This is a genomic window from Streptomyces sp. R302 (genome assembly GCF_012927245.1).
Taxonomy (GTDB): Bacteria; Actinomycetota; Actinomycetes; order Streptomycetales; family Streptomycetaceae; genus Streptomyces.
Genome location: NZ_JABBGE010000017.1, coordinates 43,718 through 68,728, shown reverse-complemented (window position 1 = coordinate 68,728; position 25,011 = coordinate 43,718). Strand labels below are relative to the sequence as shown.

At 70.7% G+C, this 25,011-nt stretch carries 15 protein-coding genes and 1 pseudogene; 14 read left to right on the top strand and 2 right to left on the bottom strand.

What is annotated here, in order from left to right:
- The first annotated feature begins 12 nt into the window (after positions 1 to 12).
- The 14 genes and pseudogenes from HHL19_RS35500 to HHL19_RS35435 all read left to right on the top strand — a co-directional run bounded on the left by HHL19_RS35500 (position 13) and on the right by HHL19_RS35435 (position 23,785).
- Positions 13 to 1,353 (top strand): UDP-glucose/GDP-mannose dehydrogenase family protein, encoded by a 1,341-nt coding sequence (locus tag HHL19_RS35500; RefSeq protein WP_169094537.1) that lies wholly within the window; start codon positions 13 to 15, stop codon positions 1,351 to 1,353.
- On the top strand, positions 1,350 to 1,880 hold the full coding sequence (locus tag HHL19_RS35495) for an NUDIX hydrolase (RefSeq protein ID WP_169094536.1): 531 nt from the start codon (positions 1,350 to 1,352) through the stop codon (positions 1,878 to 1,880). Before HHL19_RS35500 ends, HHL19_RS35495 begins: the two co-directional genes overlap by 4 nt.
- An 81-nt stretch (positions 1,881 to 1,961) precedes the next feature.
- Positions 1,962 to 2,792, top strand: coding sequence for a hypothetical protein (locus HHL19_RS35490; RefSeq protein WP_169094535.1), 831 nt, complete (start codon positions 1,962 to 1,964; stop codon positions 2,790 to 2,792).
- Positions 2,761 to 3,003: a hypothetical protein gene (locus tag HHL19_RS35485; RefSeq protein WP_240982074.1), complete on the top strand. Its 243-nt coding sequence runs from the start codon at positions 2,761 to 2,763 to the stop codon at positions 3,001 to 3,003. Before HHL19_RS35490 ends, HHL19_RS35485 begins: the two co-directional genes overlap by 32 nt.
- Before the next feature lie 120 nt (positions 3,004 to 3,123).
- Positions 3,124 to 3,312, top strand: a pseudogene (locus HHL19_RS35480) (DUF4158 domain-containing protein); the annotation flags it as partial.
- Positions 3,313 to 3,636: 324 nt separating this feature from the next.
- Entirely contained in the window at positions 3,637 to 4,779 is a 1,143-nt protein-coding gene (locus tag HHL19_RS35475) for a radical SAM protein (RefSeq protein WP_240982073.1), read from the top strand.
- Positions 4,776 to 5,414: a dTMP kinase gene (gene tmk, locus HHL19_RS35470; protein WP_169094533.1), complete on the top strand. Its 639-nt coding sequence runs from the start codon at positions 4,776 to 4,778 to the stop codon at positions 5,412 to 5,414. The genes HHL19_RS35475 and tmk overlap by 4 nt, the downstream gene beginning before the upstream one ends.
- A gap of 8 nt (positions 5,415 to 5,422) precedes the next feature.
- Positions 5,423 to 5,875 carry an NUDIX domain-containing protein gene (locus HHL19_RS35465; protein WP_169094532.1) on the top strand — a complete coding sequence of 151 codons (453 nt, stop codon included), beginning with the start codon at positions 5,423 to 5,425 and terminating at the stop codon, positions 5,873 to 5,875.
- A gap of 214 nt (positions 5,876 to 6,089) precedes the next feature.
- Complete coding sequence (locus HHL19_RS35460; protein WP_346768574.1) at positions 6,090 to 6,605, top strand: hypothetical protein; 516 nt, start codon at positions 6,090 to 6,092, stop codon at positions 6,603 to 6,605.
- A 41-nt stretch (positions 6,606 to 6,646) separates the two neighbouring features.
- Positions 6,647 to 7,024 carry a hypothetical protein gene (locus HHL19_RS35455; protein ID WP_169094531.1) on the top strand — a complete coding sequence of 126 codons (378 nt, stop codon included), beginning with the start codon at positions 6,647 to 6,649 and terminating at the stop codon, positions 7,022 to 7,024.
- Complete coding sequence (locus HHL19_RS35450) at positions 7,024 to 9,477, top strand: phage portal protein (RefSeq protein WP_169094530.1); 2,454 nt, start codon at positions 7,024 to 7,026, stop codon at positions 9,475 to 9,477. Before HHL19_RS35455 ends, HHL19_RS35450 begins: the two co-directional genes overlap by 1 nt.
- Before the next feature lie 6 nt (positions 9,478 to 9,483).
- Positions 9,484 to 9,696 (top strand): hypothetical protein, encoded by a 213-nt coding sequence (locus tag HHL19_RS35445; RefSeq protein ID WP_169094529.1) that lies wholly within the window; start codon positions 9,484 to 9,486, stop codon positions 9,694 to 9,696.
- Positions 9,697 to 9,824: 128 nt separating this feature from the next.
- On the top strand, positions 9,825 to 23,525 hold the full coding sequence (locus HHL19_RS35440; RefSeq protein ID WP_169094528.1) for a UvrD-helicase domain-containing protein: 13,701 nt from the start codon (positions 9,825 to 9,827) through the stop codon (positions 23,523 to 23,525).
- 11 nt (positions 23,526 to 23,536) lie between these two features.
- A complete protein-coding gene (locus tag HHL19_RS35435) occupies positions 23,537 to 23,785 on the top strand; it encodes a hypothetical protein (RefSeq protein ID WP_169094527.1) in 249 nt (82 codons plus the stop codon).
- Positions 23,786 to 23,951: 166 nt separating this feature from the next.
- Here HHL19_RS35435 and HHL19_RS35430 read toward each other — a convergent pair whose 3' ends face one another.
- Positions 23,952 to 24,278 carry a replication initiation protein, RepL2 gene (locus HHL19_RS35430; RefSeq protein ID WP_240982072.1) on the bottom strand — a complete coding sequence of 109 codons (327 nt, stop codon included), beginning with the start codon at positions 24,276 to 24,278 and terminating at the stop codon, positions 23,952 to 23,954.
- Entirely contained in the window at positions 24,278 to 24,760 is a 483-nt protein-coding gene (locus tag HHL19_RS35425; protein WP_169094526.1) for a MarR family transcriptional regulator, read from the bottom strand. Before HHL19_RS35425 ends, HHL19_RS35430 begins: the two co-directional genes overlap by 1 nt.
- Between the last annotated feature and the right edge of the window lie 251 nt (positions 24,761 to 25,011).

Below are 25,011 nucleotides of genomic sequence, written 5' to 3'. Positions count from 1 at the left end.
AAGGACTCTGCAATGCGCGTTTCGGTAATCGGCTGTGGTCACCTCGGCATCCCGCACGCGGCGGCGATGGCCCATCTCGGACACCAGGTGATCGGCGTCGACACCGACTCTGGGAAGGTCTCGGCGCTGAACGCCGGCGAGGCCCCCATCTACGAGACCGGGCTGTTGGAGCTGCTAGCCAAGTACACGTCCTCCGGCGATCTGCGGTTCACGCTCAGCCTCCAGGAGGCCGCCGAGTTCGCGGACGTGCACTTCCTGGCCGTCGGCACACCGATCGACTCCGACGGCCGCAGCTACGACACCGGCCAGGTCTTCGGCGCGGTCCGCGAGCTCGCGCCGTACCTGACACGGCCGTGCACGATCATGGGCAAGTCGACGGTCACCGTCGGCACCACGAAGCGGCTGACCGAGCTGGTGCACCGCCTCGCCCCGGCCGGGGACGCCGTGGACGTGGTGTGGAACCCCGAGTTCCTGCGCGAGGGCCACGCCATCGACGACACGCTGCGCCCGGACCGGATCATCGCCGGACTGACCAGCAAGCGCGCCGAGCAGACCGTGCGCGAGGTGTACAAGTCGATTATCGACTCCGGCGTGCCGCTGTTCGTGATGACGCCCGAGACCGCCGAACTGACCAAGGGTGCGGCGAACACCTTCCTGGGCCTGAAGATCTCGTACATCAACGCGGTGGCCGACATGTGTGCCGCGGCCGGCGCGGACGTCGCGCAGCTCGTCGAGGCCCTGGGCATCGACGCGAGGATCGGACACGGCGGCATGAAGCCCGGCATCGGCTACGGCGGCGGCTGCCTGCCCAAGGACGTCCGCGCCTTCACCGCGAGTGCCGGGCAGCTCGGTGTCGACCACGCCGAGACGCTGCTCCTGGCGGCGGAGGCCGTGAACGACCGCCGCCCGGAGCACGCGGTGCAGCTCATCGACGCAGCCCTCGACCGGGAGCTGTCCGGCGCCCGGGTCGCGATGCTCGGCGCATCCTTCAAGGCCGGAACGAACGACGTCCGCGAGTCCCCGGCGCTTTCCGTTGCCAGCCGTCTGCACAAGCACGGCGCGCGGGTCACCGTGCATGACCCGGTCGCGCTGCCCACGGCCGCCCGGCGTCACCCCGAGCTGGAGTACGCGGACAGCGTCGCCGAGGCCGTCATCGACGCGGACGTGGTGGTCGTCGGCACCGAGTGGCCGGAGTACCAGGAGATCAACCCCGAGGCCCTGGCCGGCCTGGCGGCGAAGCTGACCGTCGTCGACTTCCGGAACATCCTCGACGGCGACCGGTGGGCGGCGGCCGGATGGTCGGTCCACTGGATCGGCCGCCCGTCGACCATCCCGACAGGCCGGGACGCATGAGCGCGGAAGGTCTGCGGCCGCTGCCGATGACGCCGCAGGAGATGCTGGCGCGGATCCCGGCGTTCACGGTGTACGCGGGGGCGCTGATCACAGACCCGTACGACGGTCTGCTGCTCCTGCGGTCGGTGTACACAGGGAAGGGCTGGCAGCTACCCGGGGGGCTCGCCGACCACGGGGAGGACCCGCTTACGACCGCGCTGCGCGAGGTCGAGGAGGAGACGGGCCTCGTACTCACCCCGGATCTGCCGATCCTCACGGTCGAGTTCATGCCCGCCGGCACCGACTGGCCCCGGCCGAAGATCGGCATCGTCTTCGACGGCGGCCAGCTCTCCCTGGCGGAACTCGCGAGGATCCGGCTGAACCCGGATGAGCACAATCACTTCGAGGTGCGGTCTCTGGATGGGTGGAAGCGTGACCTGACGCTCCAGAGACACCGGCGGATCGCAGCGGCACTCATGGCGCGGCACAGCGGAACGCAGCTCGTCCTCACGAACGAGCGCCCTTCCGGAGGAAGCCCTCACCGGTAAGACCATCCCGCCCGTCACTTCTGTCCCGACCCGGCATGCTGGGCCGCGTAACGCCCGCCACGCCCGCTGAGGAGCACTCCGATGACCACCACCATGACCACCGATCACCCCGCCTGGGTCCAGGCGCTGGACGGCACCTGGGCACGCGCCGTCCGCGCTGGTGACGGCCTCTGGATGGCCACCTTCGGCCCGACAGGGTTGGTGCTGGAGTGCGTCGAGGGGCCGGACGACCACAAGCCCGAGATCACCGAGGCGGACCCCGCCGCTCTGCCGCAGAGCGTCCCGGCCGAACTTCGCGTCGAGCTCGCTGACCTCGGCCCGGTCGTCCGGCTGGCCAACCCGTCCTTGTGGGACGCCGTCACCACGGCGATCCTGCGGCAGATCGTCCGCGCCGAGCAGGCCCGTGTCCTCTACCGGCGGTGGAGCCACGTCCACGGCACGGCCGTGACCGTCAACGGCCTGACGCGAAACGTCGTCCCCAGCCCGGAGTACGTGCTCGGCCTGGACGACGAGGCGTTCGCCACCATCGGGGCGAAGCTGCACCGGCCCAAGCTCCGGGCCGCGGCCGCCGCGGTCCTGGAGCACGAAGAGGTCTGGACGCAGCTCCTGCCCGACCAGCTCGCCGCCGCGCTGACCACGATCGCCGGCGTCGGCCCGTGGACGGCTCATGCGGCCGCGGCCGACTTCACCGGCGACTTTTCTGTCTACCCGCATTCCGATCTCGCCGTCCGCACGTGGGCGGCGAAGATCGCTCCGTCCGAGGACTGGCCGCTCGCCGACAAGACCGGCCGGGCCTTCGAGAAGCACTGGCGCCACCAGGCGGGCCCCGTGCCCGCTGACCTGCACGCACTCACCCTGACCACACTCACCTGGGGGGCCCATGCCCGCACCACTGAGCACGCCGGTCCGTGAACATGATCTGATCGCCGGCGCCGACCCGGACCGAGTCCTGGACGCCCTGTTCGTCAACGCCCCGCTGCGCGACTACGACCAGCGGGCCCGCGTCAATGACTACACGTTGCCCGTCCTCGGCATGGGCTACATCGCCACCTACGTCGCGCAGGCCGGGTTCAACGTCGGTGTCCTGGACGCCGAAGCGCACGGCCTCGGGATCCGGTCGTGAGTAGCAGCGGTACAGCGGTTAGCGCTAAGGCTCCGGTGCAGGTCAGTGTGGGGAAGTGCTTGATCGCGGTTCGGTAAACCGCCCACCTGGCGCGTAGTTGCCTGCGTACGGTCAGTGGCCGTGCCCGTTGAGTTCTTGACTGATGATCAGGCCGCGTCCTACGGCACCTTCAAGGAGGTGCCGACCCGCCCTGAGCTGGAGCGTTTCTTCTTCCTCGATGACGAGGACCGCCTGCTGACCGCGAGACGGCGCGGTGACCACAACCGCCTGGGCTTCGCTCTGCAGATCTGCACCGTCCGGTACGTGGGTCCGTGTTGCCGAGTTCGCTCAAGAGATGTCCGGCGGTGAACCGGTGTGCAGTTCGATGACCCGCGGTCACGACACGGCCAAACCAGACACCGCCCGGTTCACCACCCACGCTCTCAAGAAGTCTGTTCAAGACTAGGGATCCTGCAGACCCAAGATCATCCCTTAGCGCTAACGGCTGTACCGCTGCTACTCAGGACCGGGATCCGGCACACCGCAGAGATCGTCAACCGGCTGCGGCCGCGCTGGGTCGGCTTCAACCTCCTGGCCCCGACCTACGACCTGACGGCCAGGATTGCCGCCGAGCTCGACCCCAACATCCTGGTCATGGTCGGCGGCCACCACGCCAAGGCCGCCCCCACGACCGTCCTGCGCGACCCGCGGTTCCACAACATCGGCGCGCTGATCATCGGCGAAGGCGAGACGCGCGCCGCGGCGATCCTCAGCGACGTCCACCGCCGCCAGGAGCTGCCCCAGGTGATGTGGCGCGATGCCGGCAGCACCCACCCCAAGCTCGGCATATTCCACGGCAACCAGCAGCCGTGGCTGGCGCCCGACATCAACGCCCTGCCGTTCGTCGACCGCCGCTTCCTGCCGCAGGACCCCTACCGTGCCGACGACGGCCGGATCGAAGCGAACCTCGTGTGCTCGCGCGGCTGCCCGTACGAGTGCGGCTTCTGCGGCGCGGCCGCGTCCATGAACACCGACGTCACCATCCGCACCCGCGACCCGCGCAACATCATCGCGGAGATGGACGAGCTGCACGCCGCGCACGGGGTGACGGCGTTCCGTGCGGTCGACGACCTGTTCCTCGGCGTCCGCCGCGTCATCCACCCCGCGATGATGGCGTTCACCGAGGAGAGGATCGGCGAGCGGTACGTCTGGGACGCGACCGGCCGTATCAACGTCCTCGACCGCGAGGACGACGACGTTCTCGCCGTGCTGCGAACCAACGGGCTGCGGGAGGTCGCCCTCGGCATCGAGTCCGGCGCCCCGCGGATCCTGACCGCGATGGACAAGCGGATCACCCCCGAGATGACCTTGTCCGTCACCCGGCGCCTGCTCCAGCACGGCATCAACGTGAAGGGCTACTTCATCCTCGGCTACCCCGGCGAGACCCGGGATGAAGCCGAGCAGACGGTCCGGCACATCAAGGAGCTGTGGGCCCTGTCCGACCGGCTGCCCGGCACCTTCCGCGCCTCGTCCTTCGTCTTCCGCCCCTACCCGGGCTCCCCGATCTTCAACGACCTCGTCAAGCAGGGGTACGACCCCGTCGCCATGCAGACCTACAGCGACGTCGACCTGACCGACCACGGCGCCGACGAAGCGATGCGTGGCCGCGACGAGTTCAACTTCACCACCGGCCAGCAGTTCGGCGACGTCCCCCTCGACGACCTGAACCGGATGCTCGCGCAGATCTCCCGCGAGCAGCACGAGCGCAACCACGGCGCCCAGGAGGTCACGGCGTGAGCGGTCGGTTCATCACCATCGACGGGCCCGGCGGCGTCGGGAAGTCCACCACCCACCAGCTACTCGCTGACGCCTTGGCCCTGGCCGGCCACCACGTCCACACCGCCGCCCAGCCGTCCCACAGCACCTTCGGCAAGACCATCAGGGCCCTCGGCGGCGCCGGGACCCTACGCGGCCGCGCGCTCGCCCTCGCCGTCGCAGCCGACCGTCACCACCAGCTCGACAGCGAGATCCAGCCCGCGCTCGCCGCCGGCCGGACCGTGGTCCTCGACCGCTACCTGCCCTCCACCTTGGTCCTCCAGCGCAAGGACGGCGTCGACACCGACTTCCTCCTCGCCATCAACGAGGGGATCCCCGCGCCCGACCTCGCTGTGGTCCTCCTCGCCCAGGCCGACACCATCCACAACCGGCTCAGCGGCCGTGGCACCCGTCACCGCTTCGAGCTCACCCCCGCCGACACCCAGCGCGAGCTCACCCTCTACGAGGAAGCGATCCCGCTCGTCGAACAGCTCGGCTACCCGGTGCTCCGCCTCGACACCACCGACCTCACCCCCAGGGAGGCCGCTGCCCAGATCTTCCTCCACCTCCAGCAGATGCCCGCTACCGTCAGCCCCACCGTCCCCCAGCCCCGATGAGAAGAGCCATGAGCACCGTTCAGCAGCCCATCGTCGACGTTCACATCGTCGTCCGCCAAGGCGACAAGATCCTCCTGTCCCAGCGCGGCGGCCCGTACGGATACGGTCAGTGGCACGCCCCCTCCGGGAAGCTCGACCCCGGCGAGACGCCGCTCCAGGCCGCCGTTCGCGAGCTGCGCGAGGAGACCGGCCTCCACGCCCTTCCGGACGCCCTGACCCTGGGACACACCGTCATCCACCACCAGGGCGACGGGACTCCGGACCGGATCGGGTTCTTCTACGAGCTCACCGACTACACCGGCGAGCCCGAGAACCTGGAGCCTGAGAAGTGCCTGGCGCTGCGGTGGTTCGCCGATCACGACCTTCCGGAAGAACTCATCCCCTACCCGGCCGCCGGGATCCACGGCCTCCTCGGCGACCGTGACGGCGTCACCTTCCACAACTGGCCGGCACCGGCCTAGCCCTTCCCTGGCCTCAGGCAACGCCCAGAAGCCCGAGGCGCACTGAACCACACCCTTGGGCCCGCCGCAGCACGGCGGGCCCAAGCCCTTTGCCGTCCCATGGCGGAGCCGTGAATACGCCCGGCAAGTGTCACAACAAGGCGGCCGTTGGCGTTCGGTGAGTGAAGAGGGTTGAAAGCTTGCGTCAACCCCTCTCCAGCCAACCGGAGGAACGGTGACGACCCCAACAGCCCCGCCTCGCTCACACCTGCAGGACGCCCTGTTTGACTGGCTCACGCCTGCGGCAGCGCCGCCGAAGAGTCCCGTCGCGCCCGGCGCGCCGTCCGTCAAGAAGGCGCCGACCTTGAAACCGCCGGCCGCGCCGCCTGCAGACAAGAAGGGGAAGAAGACCGACCTGGCGCACGTGTGGGTGGTGGCAGCCGAAATCGTCGTCACACCGCGGATCGCGAGCATCGCCGACTACCGGGGCTCCTTCAAGACAGAGAAGGAGCAACGCGTCGAGGCCCTCGAGGTCTACTGCAAGGGCTGCCGCCGACCGTACGACGAGGTCAAGGGCGACTCCTGCGCCGCGAAGGTCGACAACACCCACCTGATCGGCGGGGACCAGACGACGCGCGCGAAGAGGAAGACCCCGGTCCCGCCTCCCAACGCCCGGATCATCACCGGCGAAACGATCAACCGGCGCGGACTCGACGCGTACGTTGCCGGGGTCTCCCGGCCGCGGAGCTGAGGGCGCGACGCTAACGCCGCCCACCGTCCATGGTGCGCGGCGTGACTACTCAGCAGACACAGGCAGAGAACGGCATCTCCCACGTCGACTCACGCGGGCGGGTGGGACGGGAGGCCGTAGGGCTCCTCCTGCTCTCGCTCGGTGTGCTCGGCGTCCTCCTTGCGCTGGCCACCTGGCACTGGCTCGCAGCGCTGATCGCCGCCCACGTCGGGCTGATCGCCTGCGGGGTCATCGCCCGCCGCACCAGCAGCAGCCGGTTCAAGCAGGACCTCGGCACCATCGTTGCGTGCAGTAGCTGCGGTGGGCTGATCCCTGTGCTGTTCGGCGTCGCGCCAACCCTGGGGTGGCTGGCTGTCAGCCTCCTCGCAGTCGCCGCAGGCCTCTGGCTGTCCAGCTCCCGCGTGGATGAGGAAGCCTGATGGGCCGGCAGCTCTTCCAGGCGCTCCGAGGCCTCCTCGTGCCTCAAGGAGTCGCCGCGCCGGCGCCGCTGACCGTGGAAACGAAGGACCTGCTGGCGGGAGGGATCTACACCTCCGTCTCGTACGCGGGCGTCACGAACGTCTGGGGTACGCCGGGCCGCGCGGACGGCTGGGACCTCGAGCGCGTGATCGTGGAGGGCTACGAGCGCTCCATCTGGACCTTCAAGAGCGTGGAGGCGATCAGCAAGCACGCGAGCACGCTGCCGGTGCAGATCGGCCGCGGCGGCGACGAGCGCGAGTTCGCCGAAACCCTCGAGGACCATCCGCTGCTGAGGCTGCTGAACCAGCGTGCCAACCCGCTGGAGACGGGCGACGTCTTCAAGAAGCGGGTCTCCGCCCAGCTGCTGCTGAGCAAGAAGGGCGTGTTCATCGAGAAGACCCGCAGCCGGGCCGGTGTCCTGGTGCGCCTCGACATTCTGCCGCCGGACCGCGTCCGGATCATCCCGGACGACGAGAACGCGACCTACATCAAGCACTTCGAGTTCACCGACTACACCGGTCACATCCGTACCCTCGAGCCCGAACACGTCATCTGGCTGCGCGACCCGCACCCGACCGATCCGTTCTGCGGGGTCACCCCGCTCGAGGCCGCGGGCCTGTCCGTCGACCTGGACGTCAAGGCCCGCACCTACAACATCAGCTTCATCGACAACGACGGGCGCCCGGGCGGCATCGTCGGCATCGACCTGGACGGCGTCGACCCGCAGGAAGTCGACCGGATCCAGAAGCGCCTCGCGCCGGGCGCGCACAACGCCGGCCAGCTCACCCTCGTCGGCACCGGGCCGGGCGGCGTCACCTACGTGGACACCTCCGCCCGCCCTCGGGAAATGGCCTACGAGACCCTCGCCACCACCGCGAAGAACGAGATCCTCTCCGCCTTCGGCGTGTACGAGAGCGTGATCGGCAACGCGTCCGAGCGGACCTACAACAACGCCGACCGCGAGGAGTGGAACTTCTGGGACCATACGGAGCTCCCCCACCTCAAGCTGTTCGCCTCGGCGTTCGACCCTGACCTGCCCGACGACTGGGTGATCCGCTTCGACGTCTCCGGCGTCCAGGCGCTCGAGTTTCCGCGCCGCCTGGCCCGTCAGGAAGCCCGGGAGGAGTTCAACGCGGGCCTCATCACGGTCGACGAGTACCGCCGGGTCGCAGGACGTCGGGCCTTCGACACCCCTCAGTCCCGGGCCTTGTGGATTAGCCCGCAGAAGGCGCCCGTGCCGGCCAACGACCAGGACGCGGCCGCGCTCGGCCTCACCCTGGAACCGGGAGCCCTCCCCGGAGGCGGCGTCTCGGTCCCCGGGCTGCCTCCGGCCGGCGGGGACGCTTCCGCCGCTGCGGTCGTCGCCGAAGCCCGAAGCCTCGACTCCGCTCCGTCGGCGGCGGACGACGTTGCCGCAGCGCGCGGCCAGACGGCTCTCGAGTTGCCGCCCGGCCAGGCCACGACTGCGGCGGCCGACGTCGCGGCCGCCCGCGCCGGCACCGGCACGTACGTTCCCGGCGACGCGGCCGGGGACGTTGCCCGGGCCCGTACCAGCGTCACCCCAGAGCCCGGGGCCGCAGCCGAGGATGTCGCCGCGGCGCGCACCACCATCGAGAACAAGGCGGCGGCCGGGGACGGGTTCGAGGTCTCGGAGTCCGACTTCGACGCCCTCGCCACGGCCGTGCAGGCGGCCCTGGTCGCGCTTCTCGCCCGGCAGGAAGGCGTGGTCACGGCGCGGCTCCGCGCTCCGAAGATCCGCAAGGGAACGCGGTTCTGGGCGCCGGAGAACGAGACCGACACCCGCGGGGGCGACGCGAATCTCGACGAGCAGCGGGTCGTCAGCGCGCCGCGCTGGGCGGAGGAGACGGCCAACGCCCTCGCCCCGATCCTGCAGCAGGCGGCCGCGGCCACCGCCCGCCGCGCGGGCCGGGCCCTCGCCGGCGCCGACGTCGCGCCGCCCGCGGCGGCCGCGGCCGCGCTCGTCACCGCGATGTACGCGGGTGAAGCCGTGGCCACGATGCTCGGTGAGCTCGCCGAGGTCCTGCGCGCCGCCCAGGAGGACGGGGAACCAGCCCTGGAGGACCTCATCGAGTCCGTCTCCGCCTTCTACCGCTCCACCGGTTCCGAGTTGGTGGCTCAGATTGCGGAGATGTGCGCCGTGGCGACCGTGAACGGGGCCGCGGACGCCGCGGCGGAGAGCGCCGGCCCCGGCGTCGTCCGGACCTGGATCACCCGCCAGGACGGCCGCGTCCGGCCCGCGCACAAGGCGCTGCACGGCAAGACGCTGCCGGCCGGCACTCCGTACGCGATCAACGGGGCCCAGCTCCGCTACCCCGGCGACCCCTTCGCCCCCATCGGCCTCACCCGGAACTGCCGATGCCGCCTGCACTACGACACCGACCCCAAGGAGTGACCCGCCATGTGGCCTGCCGTCTGGATCGCCTGGACCCTCGCCTTCGCCGCCGCCGAGACCCTTGCCCTGGCCAACAAGCGTGACGACGACACCCTGTCCGAGAACTTCCGGCGCCTGTTCCGCACCCGCACCAGCAAGGCCGGCCGCGCCCTCTTTGCCGTCGGCTGGTTCGGGTTCTCCGCCTGGTTCGGCATCCACATACTCACCGAGACCATGTAGCCGACCCGGACGTGGCCAATTGGACTAAAACGATCTTGGTCGGGGGTTTGCCGGTCAGCACGCGACGCTAACCCCGCTCGCTGTGCATGGTCCGCCGCATGCTGAATCGCCGCGCTGATCGATCTGAGTTGCAGGCCACCGCCGGCCTAGAGACCAAGGCTGCCCGCCGCAAGTGGAACCCCGCTCTGCACCCGCGCGACAGCAAGGGCCGCTTCATCGAGACGGGCGGCGTCGTGCGGCTGTGGGGAGGGAAGCTCGCCCGCGTCGTACGCGCGCTCCCCCGCGACCGCGTCCTCGTCCAGGACCAGTCCGGGCCGAACGAGTTCAAGGGCCGCCGCCACACCACCAGCGCGAAATGGGTGTCGATGGTGGCGCGGCCGGATGGCAGTGCGCCGACTGACAATGAGCGCAAGGTCCAGGCCGAGGACGAGAAGCGGCGCCAGGCCCCGGGCCGCGGCAACGGCGTGGTCCGGGACGACGACGGCGAACCCGACACCCCGAACGACCCGCACGACGCGGACGACCAGGGCCGCCCGATCGGCGAGGACGAAGGCGACGGCCCCGCCGACGACGACGAGGATGAACCCGCCGACGGCCGCCACCCCATCAACGTCCAGGCTCTGCCCGACCACTCGTTCTCGGAGGGCCGCTTCGAGAACCTTGCGGCTGTCCGCCAGCACTTCCTCGACCTTGCCGACCAGCCCGCTCGCAAGCCGGGGATGGCGGAGTTCCTGCGCTTTCTCGCCAGCAGCGACGATCTCATGGTCACGGGAGACGGAAGTCTCGTAATCCGCCAGGACGAATCCACCAAGCGCTGGTACCTGACCGCTACTGGCACTGGCGAGCGCATGACCATGGCCGGCGACTTCGACACCGCCGACGCAGCCCGTGGCTTTGTCCGCCATCTCGAGCGTACGGCGCCCACCGAAGGCTCGACGGAGCCCCTCGCCCCGGGATTCGACTTCTCCGATCCGAACCTCGACACTGCAGCACAGACCTGGCGCTCAAGCGCGGGCGAGAACGTCCAGGCGGCGATCCGCCGCGCCCGTGAGGAGTTCGACGCTGGCAAGCCCCCGATGGCCCGCCAGCGCCCCAAGGCTCCGGCCCGCACTGAGACTGCCCGCCCAGATCCTCTACGGTTCGACTGGGCCCGCGAGAACCTCATCAGCCTGACCATGCCCGCGATCGTCCAAGAGTGGGTCTTCGACGACGACGCTTGGCCGACGCGTGACCCAGACACCGTTAAGGCGCGCGACACCGCCAAGCGGAACCGCAGCGGCTCCTACAAAATCACCGCGCCACTCGAGGTGCACGAGATGCTCCTGGAGGCGGCGGAGGTTCTTTCTGGTGCCGGAGCGGACGCCTCGGCTGCCGAGCGCAGCGCGTACAACGCCTACGCCAAGCGGGTCCTCGAGGCCGTGGAGAAGCGGAGGGCACAGAGGAGGAACCAGAAGCCCAAGCCCGAACAGCAGGCCCCCGCTGCCGACGTCGACGTTCCGGAGACCGGCGGCGGTGACGAGTCGACGGTCAGTCGGGAAGACCTCCGTCCCGGCGACCGCGTCTCCGCCACCGTCTCCGGCAGCGACGTTGAGTGGCCGGTGTCCACTCGCGACCAGCAGAAGCCGGACACTGTCACTGTCGAGGGGACCGTCGCCGCCACCTACCGGCCGGGCGCCGGCCGCACGAGCGTGCCCCTCTTGGACGCCACCCTCACCGGCCCGGACGGCACCCCCATCGCGTCCAACGACACCGTGGACGTGCTGCGCATGCCCAGCCGGGTCTTCCGGTCCGCGACATCGTTGGACGCCCTGCCGGAAGAAGTCCGCGCGGACAACGTCCGGGTCGGCGACGTCATCGCGCAGGGCCAGTTCGGCCAGGTGGTGACCGATGTGAGCCGGACCCGGACACACCGCACCTTCACCACACGGGCTCTGGGTGGCCTTCGGGAGATCGACCAGTTCGGCGTCCCCAACGGGCAGAAGCTGCACGTTGTCCCCAAGTCCCGCCGCCGGCGAGAGGACGTCGTCCGCGACATCGCGGAGACGTCGCAGCAGCATCCCAACAGCACGTACGCCAGCCGCGCGGCGAAGAACCTCCTCAAGGCCTGGGGCCAGGCCGATGAGCTCGCCCAACGGCAGTGGCCGGACGGAGCCCCGGAGGCGTACCAGGCGCTCGCCAAGCACATGGCCCGGGTCACCGGCGACCCCAGGGGCGCAGACGGGCACGATCAGAACGCTCAGGCGATGCGCAGCGCCCTCGTCGCTCTCCACGCCCTCGACACCGAGAACGTCGCCCCGGAGCTGGCCGACGCGCTGAACAGCGTCGAGACGCGCCTGGACGCGAACGCCGACCGCTTCGCCGCGAACGCGCGCGCGATCCGGGAGAAGAAGCGGAAGAAGGGCGAAGACCGTGCCGACGGCGTGGACGGTGAGACTGCCCCTGACGGTCCGGTGCCGGGCAGTAGCACCGACGAGGACTCGGGCGACGGGCAGCGGGCCCCGGAATCCGGGGCGGCTGATGCACCCGCGCCGAACGGCGAGGCGGAGCAGGCTTCCGAGCGAGTCACGCTGACGCCCGACGAGGTCAACGAGCCGACCGCGGCCGTGCGCAACGCCAAGGCGCCGTCGTCCATGGAGGACGCCGAGCTCCGTGACGAGATCGTCGCCCTGGTAGAGCGGGAGATGGCCGAGGGCGAGCTGCCGGGTGTCGACCGTACCCGCATGCGCGTCCTCGAGGCCGAAGAAGCCAGGCGGGCGGGGCGGGCGCCGAAGGAGGAGAAGCCGAAGCCGAAGGACGCTGCAGCGGACCCCGACGGGCTTTTCGGCATCGAGCAGCCCCAGCAGGTGCAGCTCGTCCCGGACCCGGACAACCCGCTCGACCGGCCCGACGACGAGTTCGGCACCCCCGACATGTTCGCCGCCGCCGAAGGCCGTGACACCAGCAAGCTGCGGCCCGTACAGACCCGTAAGCCCCTGGACTTCCAGGCCGGCGACCGGTTCGTGGACGCGGAAGGCCGCGCGCACACCGTGCGGGAGCAGCCGCTGCGCACCAGCCGTGGGCGGGTGCGCGTGGTGTCCGAGGGCGGGAAGGAGCACTTCCTCAGCCCGGACGAGGAGCTGCGGGTTCTCCGCCCGGACGAGGAGGCCCCCGCGGCGCCGACGGGCGATACCCGGGAGGAGACGGCCGCGGGTGGCAGCGGGCCGTCCGCGGAGGGTACGGCTGGTCAGGATCCGGCGGAGGAGAGCCGTGACACGGCGGCGCAGGAGGATCAGGCGGAGCCCGAAGGCGCCGAAGAGGACGGCGGCGCCCTGGAGGAAGGCGGGGCACCCGCAGCTGCGCCGGTCCCGCCGCAGACGGGAGCGGCCAGGCCGCTCGAAGAGCGCGAGCCGCAGGACCTGAACGAGGACGAGCTCGCCATTGAGATCGAGCGCCTCGAGAATGTCACCGGCGCCCTGGAGACGGCCACGGACCCGCTGGCGCTGGCATACCGCCTGCGCGCTGAGCGGCGGCTGTGGGCGCTGCGCCGGGAAGAAGGCGACCGCTGGCAGCCGACGCCGCAGTACGACAAGGACGGGAACCTCGTCGAGCCGACCCGCGGCGAGATCCTGCTGGATCGCGTCGCCGGGTACCGCCTGAACCAGGATGAGGGCCGCGGTGCGGTCTCGAGCGTGGACGAGCTGCCGCCGGCGAAGCCCCGTGGCTACTCCGACGCGGATTGGGCATCGGTCGAAGCCGTCGCGGCCGCCGGGGAGGAGTATCCGCCGACCGACGAGCAGCGGGTCATCATCGAGGGCGCGGCCCGGCGCGGCCTGGACATGCGGGTCATGGCGTTGGCCGGCACCGGCAAGTCCACGACGCTCAAGATGCTGTCCCGGCGCATGCCCGGGAAGAAGATCCTGTACCTGGCCTTCAACAGGTCCGTCGCCAACGAGGCGATCGAAGCGCAGCAGCGCGGCGAGTACGCGTCGAATCTGACCCCGACCACGGCGAACGCGTACGCGAACAGCATGGTCGACCGTGACCTCCTTGACCGGCTGAAGTGGCCTCGGCTCAACGACCAGCAGATCGCGGACCGGATGCGGTGGCGCGACAACGTTCCGGCCGGAAGCGACACGCTGTCGCCGCGCCGGGCCGCGCACCTGGCGAACCGGCTGCTGGAGCAGTGGGCGAAGTCCGACGACGCGGACTTCGCCGTGCACCACCTGCCCGACGGGATCTCCAACCGGGACGCCGTCTTCCAGGCGGTCAAGCCGCTCGCGGAGCGGATGTGGGCAAACCTCACCGACCCAAAAGCGCGCACCAAGGAGTTCGACCTTCCTCTGTCGTTCGACCACACCGTGAAGATGTGGGCGTTGTCCGGCCGCGTGCCGGACGCGGACGTCCTGTTCTGGGACGAGGCACAGGATGTGAACCCCGTGATGGAGGGGATCGTCCGCAACGTCCGTGCGGCCGGCATCCAGGTTGTGGCCGTCGGCGACTCCAATCAGGCGATCTACGGGTTCCGAGGGGCGACGGACGCCCTGGGGCGGCTGCCCGCGGACGCCACCGCAACGCTCACGCAGACGTTCCGCTTCGGCGACGAGGTAGCCGACGCGGGGAACAGGTTCCTGCTGCTGCTCGGCAGCAGGATGCGGCTGAAGGGCTGGGACCGGAAGAACTCCCGGCGCGAACAGATCATCCCGGGTGACGAGACCATGCTCATCGCCCGTACGAACGCGGGCGCCGTCCTCGGAGCGGTCGAAGGCCTGAAGGCCGGACGAAAGGTCGCCGTTGCCGGCGGCCTGCAGGACCTTCAGAAGTTCCTGGAGGCCGCCGAGACGCTGCAGCGCGGCGAGCGTACTTCGCACCAGGACCTCGCCCGGTTCAACGGCATGTCCTGGGACGACATTCGGGAGGAGGTTGCGGCTGACCGGAGCCTGAAGCAGCTCGACTCGATGTTCAAGCTGATGGAGAAGCACAGCGCGGAACTCGACGCGCTCCTCGACTCCGCCCGTATGCCCCGCCCGCTGATCGAGGACGACGGCGAGCACATCTGGGTCAAGTTCAGCTTCGGCGACCGCAACTTCGACGCCACCAAGGAGTGGCTCAAGCACAAGGACCAGGGCTTCGGCTGGGATCCCGCGACCAAGCGTTGGGGCTACCCGCCGCCGCGCGGCAAGAAGCGCACCTCCGACCAGGAGCGCGCCGCCGTCATGCAGAAGGTCCAGCGCTACATCGACACCTGGTACACCGCCCCGGAGACCGCGAGCGGTGGCCAGATCGTCGACCAGGCCGCACCCCACGACCTCCTTGTCTCTACCGCCCACAAGGCGAAGGGGCTGGAGTCCGAGCGGGTTCGCATCGCCGACGACTGGCGCGGCCCGAAGGAGACGCCCGAGGGCAACATCGACTGGGACACCATCCCCGAGGACGAGGAGCTGCGCCTGGCGTATGTCGCACTCACCCGTGCGACCGACGTCCTTGACGCGAGCTCCCTCGGGTGGGTCTTCGACGTCACTCAGGAGCCGGACCCGCTCGAGGAGCCCGACGGGCAGTACACCCGGGACTGGAAGCTGACCGACTTCCGCGCGGGGAGCGACGTCAGCTTCTGGTCAGAAGACGGCGAGAGCGTGATCCGGGGCACCGTCGAGACGGTCGGAGACTACGACCTGATGGTCCGCACGCCCGAGGGCCGCACCGACCAGATCACCGCCGCCCAGGTGACTCGCCTGGACGGGAAGGGCAAGCCTCGCCTGCCCGTGGCCAGCCCGGAAGAGCTGGACGCCGCGATGGCCGACGGCCGGTTCGCCCCTCCGCAGGAGGGGAACGGAGCCGTACGTCTGCCGCAGGCAGAGGTACGCGAGACCCTGCAGAGCATCCGCCCGGCCGCCGTCGACGACGGGCAGGAGGGCGCCGCGCCGCAGCCCGACACCACGCCGCCGGCTCCGCGTCTCCCCGGCGACGAGGACGGGGCCGCACGTGTGCTCCGCGAGCGGCTCCCCGCCCTCCCCAAGCTGCCGAAGCTGTCCGGCCTGGGGGCCCAGGACAAGAACGCTGTGCGCCGCATCCGGAGCGACTACGAGGAGGTCGTGCAGTCCCTCGACGGCATCCTCGCCGGAGACCCGCCGACCGGCGACGCCCGCGAGGACCTTCGCCGCGTACGGCAGAGCCTCGACTACATCGCCCAGCGGCTGACCCGGGACCTCCTTCCCGACTCCGAGGAGGCCCAGACCGTACGAACGCAGCTTCTGGAGCTCGGGGAGGACCTCGAGCGGGCGCTCGCGGAGTTCCCCGACCGAGAGCCCGAGCCGCAGGGCGACGGCCCCAACGGCGGCACCCTGTTCCGTCCGTGGGACCTCCAGGACGGTGACCTCGTCCGGTTCGACGCGGTGAGCCCGGCCTACCGTGCCGGAGGCCTCGGCCCGTACTTCGGTCACTTCCGCGGCGCCTCTTCCGCTTCCGGTGGCCGCACGCTGGTCACCTACCAGGGCCGCAGCTGGAACGACGACCGACAGCAGTGGGAGCCCGACATCTCCCAGCACACCGTCGTCATGCCGTCCCGCGGGCTCGTCGAACGGTTCACCGAGGAGCAGTGGGACGCCTGGCGGCGCCCCGGGCAGTCCACCGCTCAGCACTCCGCTCCCGAGGCTCCGAAGGCGCCGCCGGCGCCGATCCGCGAGGCGCGGCCGGCGGACATGAGCGATGAGGAGATCAACGCCGAGCTGGAGGAGCTCCAGGCGTGGCAGGACCGGCACGTGAGCCCGACGGGCGAGGGGCCGCGTGTGGAGGGCCGTGTCTGGTTCGCTCTCCAGCCGGTCGCCAGCCGACGGGGCGAGCTGGGGGAGGAGCAGCGGCTCCGTGAGGTCGCGCGCCGGAACGCGGAGAGGAAGGAGAAGGAGAAGCAGGAGAAGGAGGCCGCGCTCGCCCGGGTCGTGTACGGCACACGGCAGGCGGATGGGTCGTACCCGGTGTCGGTGGACGGCCGACAGGCCGGCAGCATTCGCCGCTTGGGCCGGGAGTGGGAGTGGGTCAACTCCGACGGGGACCGGGACCCGGACTTCCACCGCAGCCGGGACGAGGCCGCCTTCGCCCTGGTGCGCAACGTCGACATGCGCGCGCAGAAGCAGGAGCGGCGAACGCCGCCCGCGGGCTGGGTTCTCGGCGACCGGGCCACGGTGGCCGAGAACGACGTCATCCGCGTACCGGTCTCGTCGATCTTGTCACTGGGCTGGCGGGACCCGGTTCGGGTGCGTCGTGCGACCCACAACAGCAACGGCACTCTCGTCATGGCCGTCGAGAATCTCGACGGCTCTCGTTCCGCGCTCAGCCCCGTGTTCCTCAGCCACCCGGACGACGTCTTCGCCCGGGAAGAGACCCCGGCCACGAACGACGACGACCGGGCCGCCCGTGCACGGGCCGTGTTCGGCGAGGGCATGAACGTGGTGGGCGGCGAGTCCCTGCCGGAGATGCAGGAGCTCGAGGAGCGCCTGGGGCGCGCCGAGCCGTCGGACGACCGGGAGGCGGAGCTTCGCGACGTCGCCGACCGGATGGAAGCGCTCGCCGAGCAGTACGAGCTCGCCGGCCCGCAGGGCGAGCGCGCGGCCGACCTGTTCCGTCGTGCGGCGCGCATTGCCCGCGGTGAGGAGGACCAGGAGCAGCAGAACACCGGCAACGAGAGCGCGGGGGCCCGTGACAGCGAGGAGGGGGACGAGGAGAACCGGCGGAGCCGGCGCGACAACGAGTCTGACGTGCCCGGCCCCGACGGCGTCGGCAGCGGCGGGGGAACTCCCTCGCCGGCCCCCGACGAGGTCGGAGGCGAAGGCCGGGACGGTGCCGAGCGCTCCGAGACTGAACGCCGCGGTGGTCGCCGCGGCCGCCGCGATCAAGACGGCAGCGGAAACGGTGGGCCCGACGTCCAGGGCCTGGACTTCCCGGAGCCCGACGGGTCCGAAGCCGCAGGCGCAGACGGTGCCGATGGTGCTGCGGGCCCGGCGGCCGCTGCGACACCGGCCTCGCCCCGGTACGCCGATGTGGACTCCCTGCGGGCCGCGTGGCGCACTGGTGAAGACCTTGCCCCGCAGGATGACACCCCCGAGCGGCGCGCCTACCTTGCCGACATGGCGGGCCGGGACGGTCTGACGCTGTCGCCCGGCGGCAGCATCGCCACCTTCCTGCAACCGCGGGGCGATGGAGGCAACCACTGGAAGTTCGCGCAGTCCCTCAACGGCACGAACCTGCCGGGCATCACCCTGGACACCGACGACCCGGAGGAGGCGCGCGAGCTCGCTGGCCGCATTGAGGCGATCGCCGACCGCAACGGCGACCTCTTCGACTGGAACCGCCCCTGGGGCGCCGCCAGCATCAGCGCCTGGCGCGACGGCGAAGGCCGCACGCTTCCCCAGGCGCTTCGCGCGGTGCGCGACGACTACGAACGGGAGCGGGCCGGCGGCTTCGAGCTGCCCGAGGACCTCACCACGCTGAGCACCCAGGTGCTTGAGGACGCCTTCCGGCAGGGGCTGAGCTCTGAGGACATGCGGCGGGTCGGAGAGGAGATGGACCGCCGCGACGGCTTCGTGGATGCCCGGGTCCGGCAGGCCGTGCCCGAGGCCCCTCCGGCGACCACCGCGGAAGCGGAAGCCGAGGGGCGCGCCATGGATGAGGCGCTCAAGTTCGGGGACACCGACATCACCCGCCCTGCGGAGCCCACGGCCGGCCGTCTGCGCCGGGAGTGGGAGGCGCTGGACGAGGAACGGTGGCTGGCCGCGATGGAGGCCACCGGCGGGCGCATGCTCAGCCCTGGAGCGGAAGCCGACGGAGTCGACCCCCGCGCGGTGTTCTCGGGCTGGAAGTACACGAACGCTCGGGCCTTCGAACTGTCCTCTCAGGAGCTCCAGCGGTGGGTTAAGGGCGACAAGGACGAGGGCGTCCCGGCCAACGGGCGGCTCACCTACGCGCAGTACCGACAGCGGGAGGCCGACCGTGTTCTGCGGGCCGAGTTCGCGCTGTACGACCAAACCCGTTACGAAGCTGCCGTGGAGGCCACCAACGGCTTCTTCTTCGCACGTGAGCACAAGTTCAAGGCGGTGCCGTTCGACGAGCGGGAGCTGTTCTCGGGCGGCAGCCTCGCGGCGAACGACCGCTGGCGCCGGTACGCCAGTGAGGACCTGCAGGAGTGGTTCGACGCCAACGGCGGCCGGCGGACCTTCGCCCAGTTCAAGAAGGCGCGACGTGATGACGACCGCATCGCCCGAGAGCAGTACGAGGAGGAGCAGCGGAACGCGTCCGCCACCCCGGCCGCAGCAGACTCCGACCCCGCCGATTCCGTCGACGGCTCTGCGCAGCAGCCCGGGGCGGAAGGCGCCGTACCGGCCCCGGAGCGAGCCGCCGACCGGGACCGCGTGCAGGAGGCGTTGGACCGGCTCGAGTGGAGGACCACCCACCAGAGCGAAGAAGCGTGGCTCGACGGCCAGTACCTGGGTTGGGTCCGCAACATCAACAGGGACCGGCCGGACCGCACACCGCGGTGGCAGTCCACCCCGTTCTGGACGCTCGGCGTTGACGGCATGGTTTCTTCCGAGGACCGGGACGAGGTTGTCCGTGCCCTCGTTGACCGCGCCCTGCGCGTCGGCCCCATGGACCCCAGGAACCCCAGCGAAGACCTGTGGCTCATGGCAAGGGTTCACGTGTCGAGTACGCCGTCGAAGCAGCGGGAGATCCCTGACCTGCCAGCGGCCGTAAAGAAGAAGCCGGGGGCCCAGGCCCGCTACGAGCGGTTGCTCACGCGGCTCGAGGCGCTCAACGCGCGCACCCTGACCAGCGGGGACCTGCGTCAGGACTTGGCGCAGGCGCGCGACGATCTCGAATGGCTGCACGGCGTCCTTCCTCAGACCAGGCAGGGCGGCGATCAGCAGATGGCCCTCAACGGCCTCAAGCAGCGGGCCTTCTGGGCGAGCCGGATCATCGACGCCCTGGGGACTCCGGAGAGCGACCGGGAACGTCTTGGCCGCTGGAACGACCCGGACTTCTCCGAGTCCGCTCCGAGCCCGTCACCGGAGTCTGCGGATGTGCCCGAGCGCGCTCCGGAAAGCGCGCGCGGTGCCGCGGCGCGGCCTGAGCCGGAAGCCGTCCCGGACCCGATCGGCGGGCAGCCGGCGCACTGGGCTCGCGTCGAGAACCTGGTGCCCGGCGACATGGTGCGCATGACCGGGACCACGCGGCAGGGCCGGAAGGTTCAGCGTGTCGGGTACGTCTCCGGCAACGGCCCGGTCCTGGTCGACGTCACCTCCCGGGGCCGCACAGAGAAGAGGTGGCGGACCCGGGTCACGGAGCACCCGGACGGCACCGGCGAGGCCGGGAACGTCTTCGTGTCCGAGAACGCTTCCGTCGCACGGGCCGCAGCGTCGGACGACGCCGGGCCCAGCTCCCTGGTGAACGGCGCCCAGTCTTCGCTCCGGGCCGGCGGGGTACCCGACCGGCTGCCTGCGGACAACAGCGGCCAGGTGCTGTACCCCGGCAGCAACGTCACCAGCTCCAACGGCCGCGAGGGAACCGTCACCGGCGCCACCGATACAGCGGTGTCGGTGGCGTGGGACGACAGCCGCGACGAGGACACGGTTTCCCCGACGAGTGTGACCGTGACCGACAGCCAGCGGCCTGACGGGTGGACGGCCGACGGCCGCCGCGTGACCGAGCAGAGTGTGGTCAGCGACACCGACGGCAGGCTCCTGGGGCCGGTGGACCGCGTCGACGGCGACGACGTCACCATCACCACCGCCGACGGAACGGTCACCCGCAGTGCCGGAGACCTCCAAGTCGCCGGAGAGGTACGCGACGACGTCTCCGTCGCCGCGCCGGTGTCCGAGATCGACGAGCCGACGTCCGCCGACCTGAACGATGGCGACGTCGTACTCCTGGACCTCGATGGCGCTCTCGTCCCCGTCAAGATCTCTGGAACGCCCCAGCGAAACGGGGACCGGGTGACCCTGCAGTACGTCGACACGGTCACCGGGGAGACGGGCGAGATCGACGTGGACTCCCGCGCAGTGCTTCCCCGCGCCCTGGGCGCGGGCAACACCGTCCCGGACCTCGGCCCCGATGACATGCCGGAGCCGGACGAGGAGCTGACCGTCCATGCGGCGTCCTCCGCCGTCGAGCCGGTGACAGGCCCGACGGTGGATCCCGAACTCACCCGTCGGGACCGGGACATCGTCGGCGACCACGCCGACGCCCTGGACGACGCCCCGGAAGCCCAGCAGGCCGCCGCCAGGATCGAGAGGGACCTGCCGGTCACCGCAGGGCAGGCCTCGGCGCTGGCGGAGCAACTGCGTGCGGCAGCCGATCCGTCCGGTGAGGAAGGCCGTGCCGCACTCCGCGCCGCGGACCGCCTCGACAGCGCCGCCGGGCGAACCCCGGAGACGGCCCCGGCCCGCCCCCGCCCGTCGACCGCTGCCCAGGTCGGCGAGGGGGACACAGTGGCGCTCGCCGACGGCGAGAACGGCCAGGTGCGCCCGTTCCATGTTGCCGGGGTCGAGGAGGGTCCTGGCGGCGTTCGGCGGCTCGTCCTGGAAGACGAGCAGCAGCAGCGGCAGACCCGCGTGGTTGCCGGCGGACTGCCGGTGTGGATGCTGCCCCCCGCCCAGCCGCGCCCGGTCACCCCGCCCGACCCGAACGATCCCGCGCCCGCGCCTCCGGCGCCGGAGGTTCCCGTCGCCCAGGTCCGCCCGGGCGACCTGCGGATCGGCGACCTCATCGACGCACCCGTGAATCGGGCCGGCTACCAGCTCAACGGGCACCGGCGGCTGACCATCATCAGAGAGGTCCAGCGCAGCGGCTGGTGGACGTACCTCACCGGCGTGGACGAGAACGGCAACGTGCACGACGTCGGTCTCCACTCCGGCCGGACCGTGAACGTCTACGACCGCAGCCGTCCTACCCCTGCCCTGCCCCAGGCCGGAGCGCCTCGCGATCCGAACCCGGCGCCGCAGACGGACGTCGACCGGCTCGTTGGCGAGCACGTCCGCAGCATGGCCGCCCGCATCATCCAGGAGGCCATCGCCGGCACGGAACCACCCGGTGACGTCCATGCCTTGCGTGAGCAGATCGGGCAGCGCCTCACCGCCGAGGCGCTGCGCGACGCCCGCCAGGAGGTCCGTCGCGACGGCAACGCGGCGCTCGACGCTCTTGGCCTGTCGGACCCGGAACTGGCCGACACCAAGAGGCGGCTCCACGAGGCCCGCAGGGACGCCCACAAGGCCACGGTGCGGGCCGCGCTGCGGACGATCAACGACCTCGAGCCGCTGCCCGACGAGAGCAACGAGGACCTGGCGGCCCGAGCCCGGGACCTGCTGCGGCTCATCCCGGCCCAGGTGGCCAACCGCCCCGCCAACACGTCCCGCACCGACCCGGAGATCAACCGCGCCGTCACGGGGCATGTGAACGGAGCGGTGAACGCCCTCCTGCGGGAGCTTCTCGCGGCGGGCATCGACCCGGGCGACGCCACCCAGGTCGCCGCCCTGCTCGCCCAGCAGCTGGCCGGAACCCGGCGAGGCACCGCCCGCCGGATCGCGTCCCGCGCGGGCGGCCGTACGGCCGGCCGGCAGCCGGGCCTCCTCGCCCAGGTCGTCGCCCTTCTGATCCGCATGGCCAAGCGCCTCGTGGAACTGGTGAAGACGGCAGCGCGTGCCATCGCCGAGAAGTACCGCGGCGCGCGCGAGCGCCTCGCTCGCCTGCGGGCCTTCCTCGGGCGTATGGCCCGCCGCGTCCGGCAGTGGCCGGAGTCCCGCCGCCTGGCTCGTCTACGTGCTCTCGAGCTGCCGGACGCGACCGGCGAAGCCCTGTCCGAGCGGGTCACCCACTGGGCGAGCTTGATGCCGGCCCCGGGCCGCTTCGGCCAGACGCAGCAGAGGGTCACGTTCTGGCGCCCCACGACCTGGGACCGCCTCGCCGCCGGACGCCTGCCCGGCATGTCCGACCGGATCGAGTGGGCACCGGACCGAGCCGCAGACGGAGGGCCGGGCCTGACCGCGCTCCGCCACCTCGCGGCGCTCCGGGCCGCCGGCAGCGACGTCGACCAGGACGTGACCCGCCGCCTCGCCGCCGCTCTCGGTGACGACTTCGGCGACAGTCCGCACGAGACCCTGCAGCACGCGGACGACTACGTGGCCGCGAGCGAGCGACGCCTGGTCAACCTCCGGGCCGCCCGGAGCAGCGCGACCATCCCGGACGACCAGGACCTCGAGATCGAGATCACGGCCGCTCGTGCGGAGCTCATGGCCGCACGTCGGGAGTACGAGGACCTGCGCGGCCGGTACGCCACGGCGGTGCCCGATGCTGTCGCCGCAGCGCTGGCGGACATCCGCGATGTCGGCCCCCAGGGCGCGGACGCGTTCGTCTTCGGCCCGGACACTGAGCCGGATGCGGAGCGGGCGGTGCGCGGCGTGCAGCGACTCGTCCCGCGGTCGTGGCTGTCCAGCACCGGGGCACGGCGCCTGACGGCCGTGAACGGCACGCAGGGCCGCTACGAGGCGGAAGGGCAGAGGGTGACCGTCGTCGACCTCGCGGACGAGGGACTGGGAACCGCGAGCCACGCCCTGGCGCAGCACTTTGCCCAGCACCTTGAAGACCTGGACGCCGCGCAGCGCGCGTTCTGGTTCACCCGGACTCACACCGGGCGGCCCGGCGCCCGCCGCCGGCAGCCGAGCGCCCTGGATCGGCTCCTGCAGCGGCAGCAGCAGACGCAACCGGAGACAGGCGACATCCTCGCCCGATCCATGCAGGCGATGTTCAGCGGCGACTGGTACCAGAACGACGACCTTCGGGCCTTCCTCCTGGGCCTACTCGCCACGCGATGAGGAGGCAAAAGGTGCTCACCGTCACCGGCGTGTTCGACGACGGCGCGGCCTACAGGGTGCAGATCACCGGGCGGGCCGACCGTCCGGTGATCGGGTCACGCCGGGCCGCGGCTCTCATAGAACTTCACATGGGCGAGCGCATCGCCCTGTCCCCGGCCGGCCCCATGAAGGTTGTCTCGGGGGACGACACGAAGGCAGTGCTCGAGGTCCTGCGGCGGAGCACGAACGTGATCAATTCGATGGGTGCGGCCGCTCCCTGACTGGGCTCCAGGGGACTTGCCCAATTGTGCAAAAACGATCTTGGCCGATCTGCGTGGGATGCAATCGAGCGAGCATGGCGGAGGGTCGGGAGACAAGCTGTCTCCCGACCCTCGCGTATCGAGCAGTGATCCGACTCCCGGATCGGATCGCTGTGCTCTCTGCGTCTTATCCGCTGACGGCCCGCAGGTGTCGCCCGGCCAGGCCCCGGTCGGCGAATATGCCGGGAACCAGCCGGTAGACCTGCACTCGTCCGAACTTCTGGGTGGGTTCCAGCCAGCCGGCGTCAACGAGCTCGCGCCTGGTGCGGGAGAGGACCGGCGGCGTCATCCCAGCCGTCTTCGCCAGCTCGGTCGCCTGGGTCTCGACCGTGCCGTCCGGCCTCTGCGACGAGGAGGCGTACAGCATGACCACGATCCGCTGGTTCGGGTTCAGCTTCGCCTCGCCCGTCTTCCGAAGGAGGTACTGCACGTCCTTCGCATCGTGGATCTGCATCAGCTCTCGTCCTTCTTCTTCGTGCGCTGTCGGCTGCGCGGCTGCCTGACCTTGGTCTCCGGCGGGTTCCAGTCCTTCACCGCGTCCCGGTGGGCGAACCCGCTGCCGATGAAGGCCAGGTAGGGCGTGCACCGGTAGAACTTCGTGCGGCCCACGCTGCCGTTCTCCAGCAGGATGCGCGACTTCTTCAACACCCTGATCACGCGGCCCAGCGCGTCGGGACTCATGCCCAGCTCGATGGCAATCTCGGCTTGCGTCTTGCGCACCGCACCCTGGGACTCCTCGGTGGCGAACCAATACCAAACCGCCACCCGGAACTCCCGGTCCGTCAGGCCCGAGGCGGCCGACGCCAGCTCGCGCCCTTTACGGATCCCGACGTTGATGTGCTGCCCGTCGAAGGCGTACGGCGCTCGAGGGATTTCCTTGACCTCACCGGTCTCCCGGTTAACGAGCGCAAGGACCTCCGCGGCTTCCTGTGCCATCTGCGGCTCTGCCCCTCCCGAGTCGGTGTGCTTCCGGTGAAGCGATCCGACTTCAGGAACGGGTCACTTACCAAGATGAACATTACCGTATCGCTAAGTGATCCGTTCACAGGGTCGGATCAGAGCGCGTCCTGCGCATCGCACATCGTCAAGTGATCCGACTCCAGGATCGTGTCATCCCGACTCCAGAGTCGGGTAACCCGCTTCCCGGATCGGGTTACCCGACTCACCAGTCGGGTCGAAATCAACGT

Coding starts and splice junctions, on each gene's coding strand:
- HHL19_RS35490 (WP_169094535.1), top strand. CDS start 1,962: ATGACCACCACCATGACCACCGATCACCCCGCCTGGGTCCAGGCGCTG.
- HHL19_RS35485 (WP_240982074.1), top strand. CDS start 2,761: ATGCCCGCACCACTGAGCACGCCGGTCCGTGAACATGATCTGATCGCC.
- HHL19_RS35495 (WP_169094536.1), top strand. CDS start 1,350: ATGAGCGCGGAAGGTCTGCGGCCGCTGCCGATGACGCCGCAGGAGATG.
- HHL19_RS35475 (WP_240982073.1), top strand. CDS start 3,637: ATGGTCGGCGGCCACCACGCCAAGGCCGCCCCCACGACCGTCCTGCGC.
- HHL19_RS35500 (WP_169094537.1), top strand. CDS start 13: ATGCGCGTTTCGGTAATCGGCTGTGGTCACCTCGGCATCCCGCACGCG.
- HHL19_RS35445 (WP_169094529.1), top strand. CDS start 9,484: ATGTGGCCTGCCGTCTGGATCGCCTGGACCCTCGCCTTCGCCGCCGCC.
- HHL19_RS35430 (WP_240982072.1), bottom strand. CDS start 24,278: ATGCAGATCCACGATGCGAAGGACGTGCAGTACCTCCTTCGGAAGACG.
- HHL19_RS35465 (WP_169094532.1), top strand. CDS start 5,423: ATGAGCACCGTTCAGCAGCCCATCGTCGACGTTCACATCGTCGTCCGC.
- HHL19_RS35425 (WP_169094526.1), bottom strand. CDS start 24,760: ATGGCACAGGAAGCCGCGGAGGTCCTTGCGCTCGTTAACCGGGAGACC.
- HHL19_RS35450 (WP_169094530.1), top strand. CDS start 7,024: ATGGGCCGGCAGCTCTTCCAGGCGCTCCGAGGCCTCCTCGTGCCTCAA.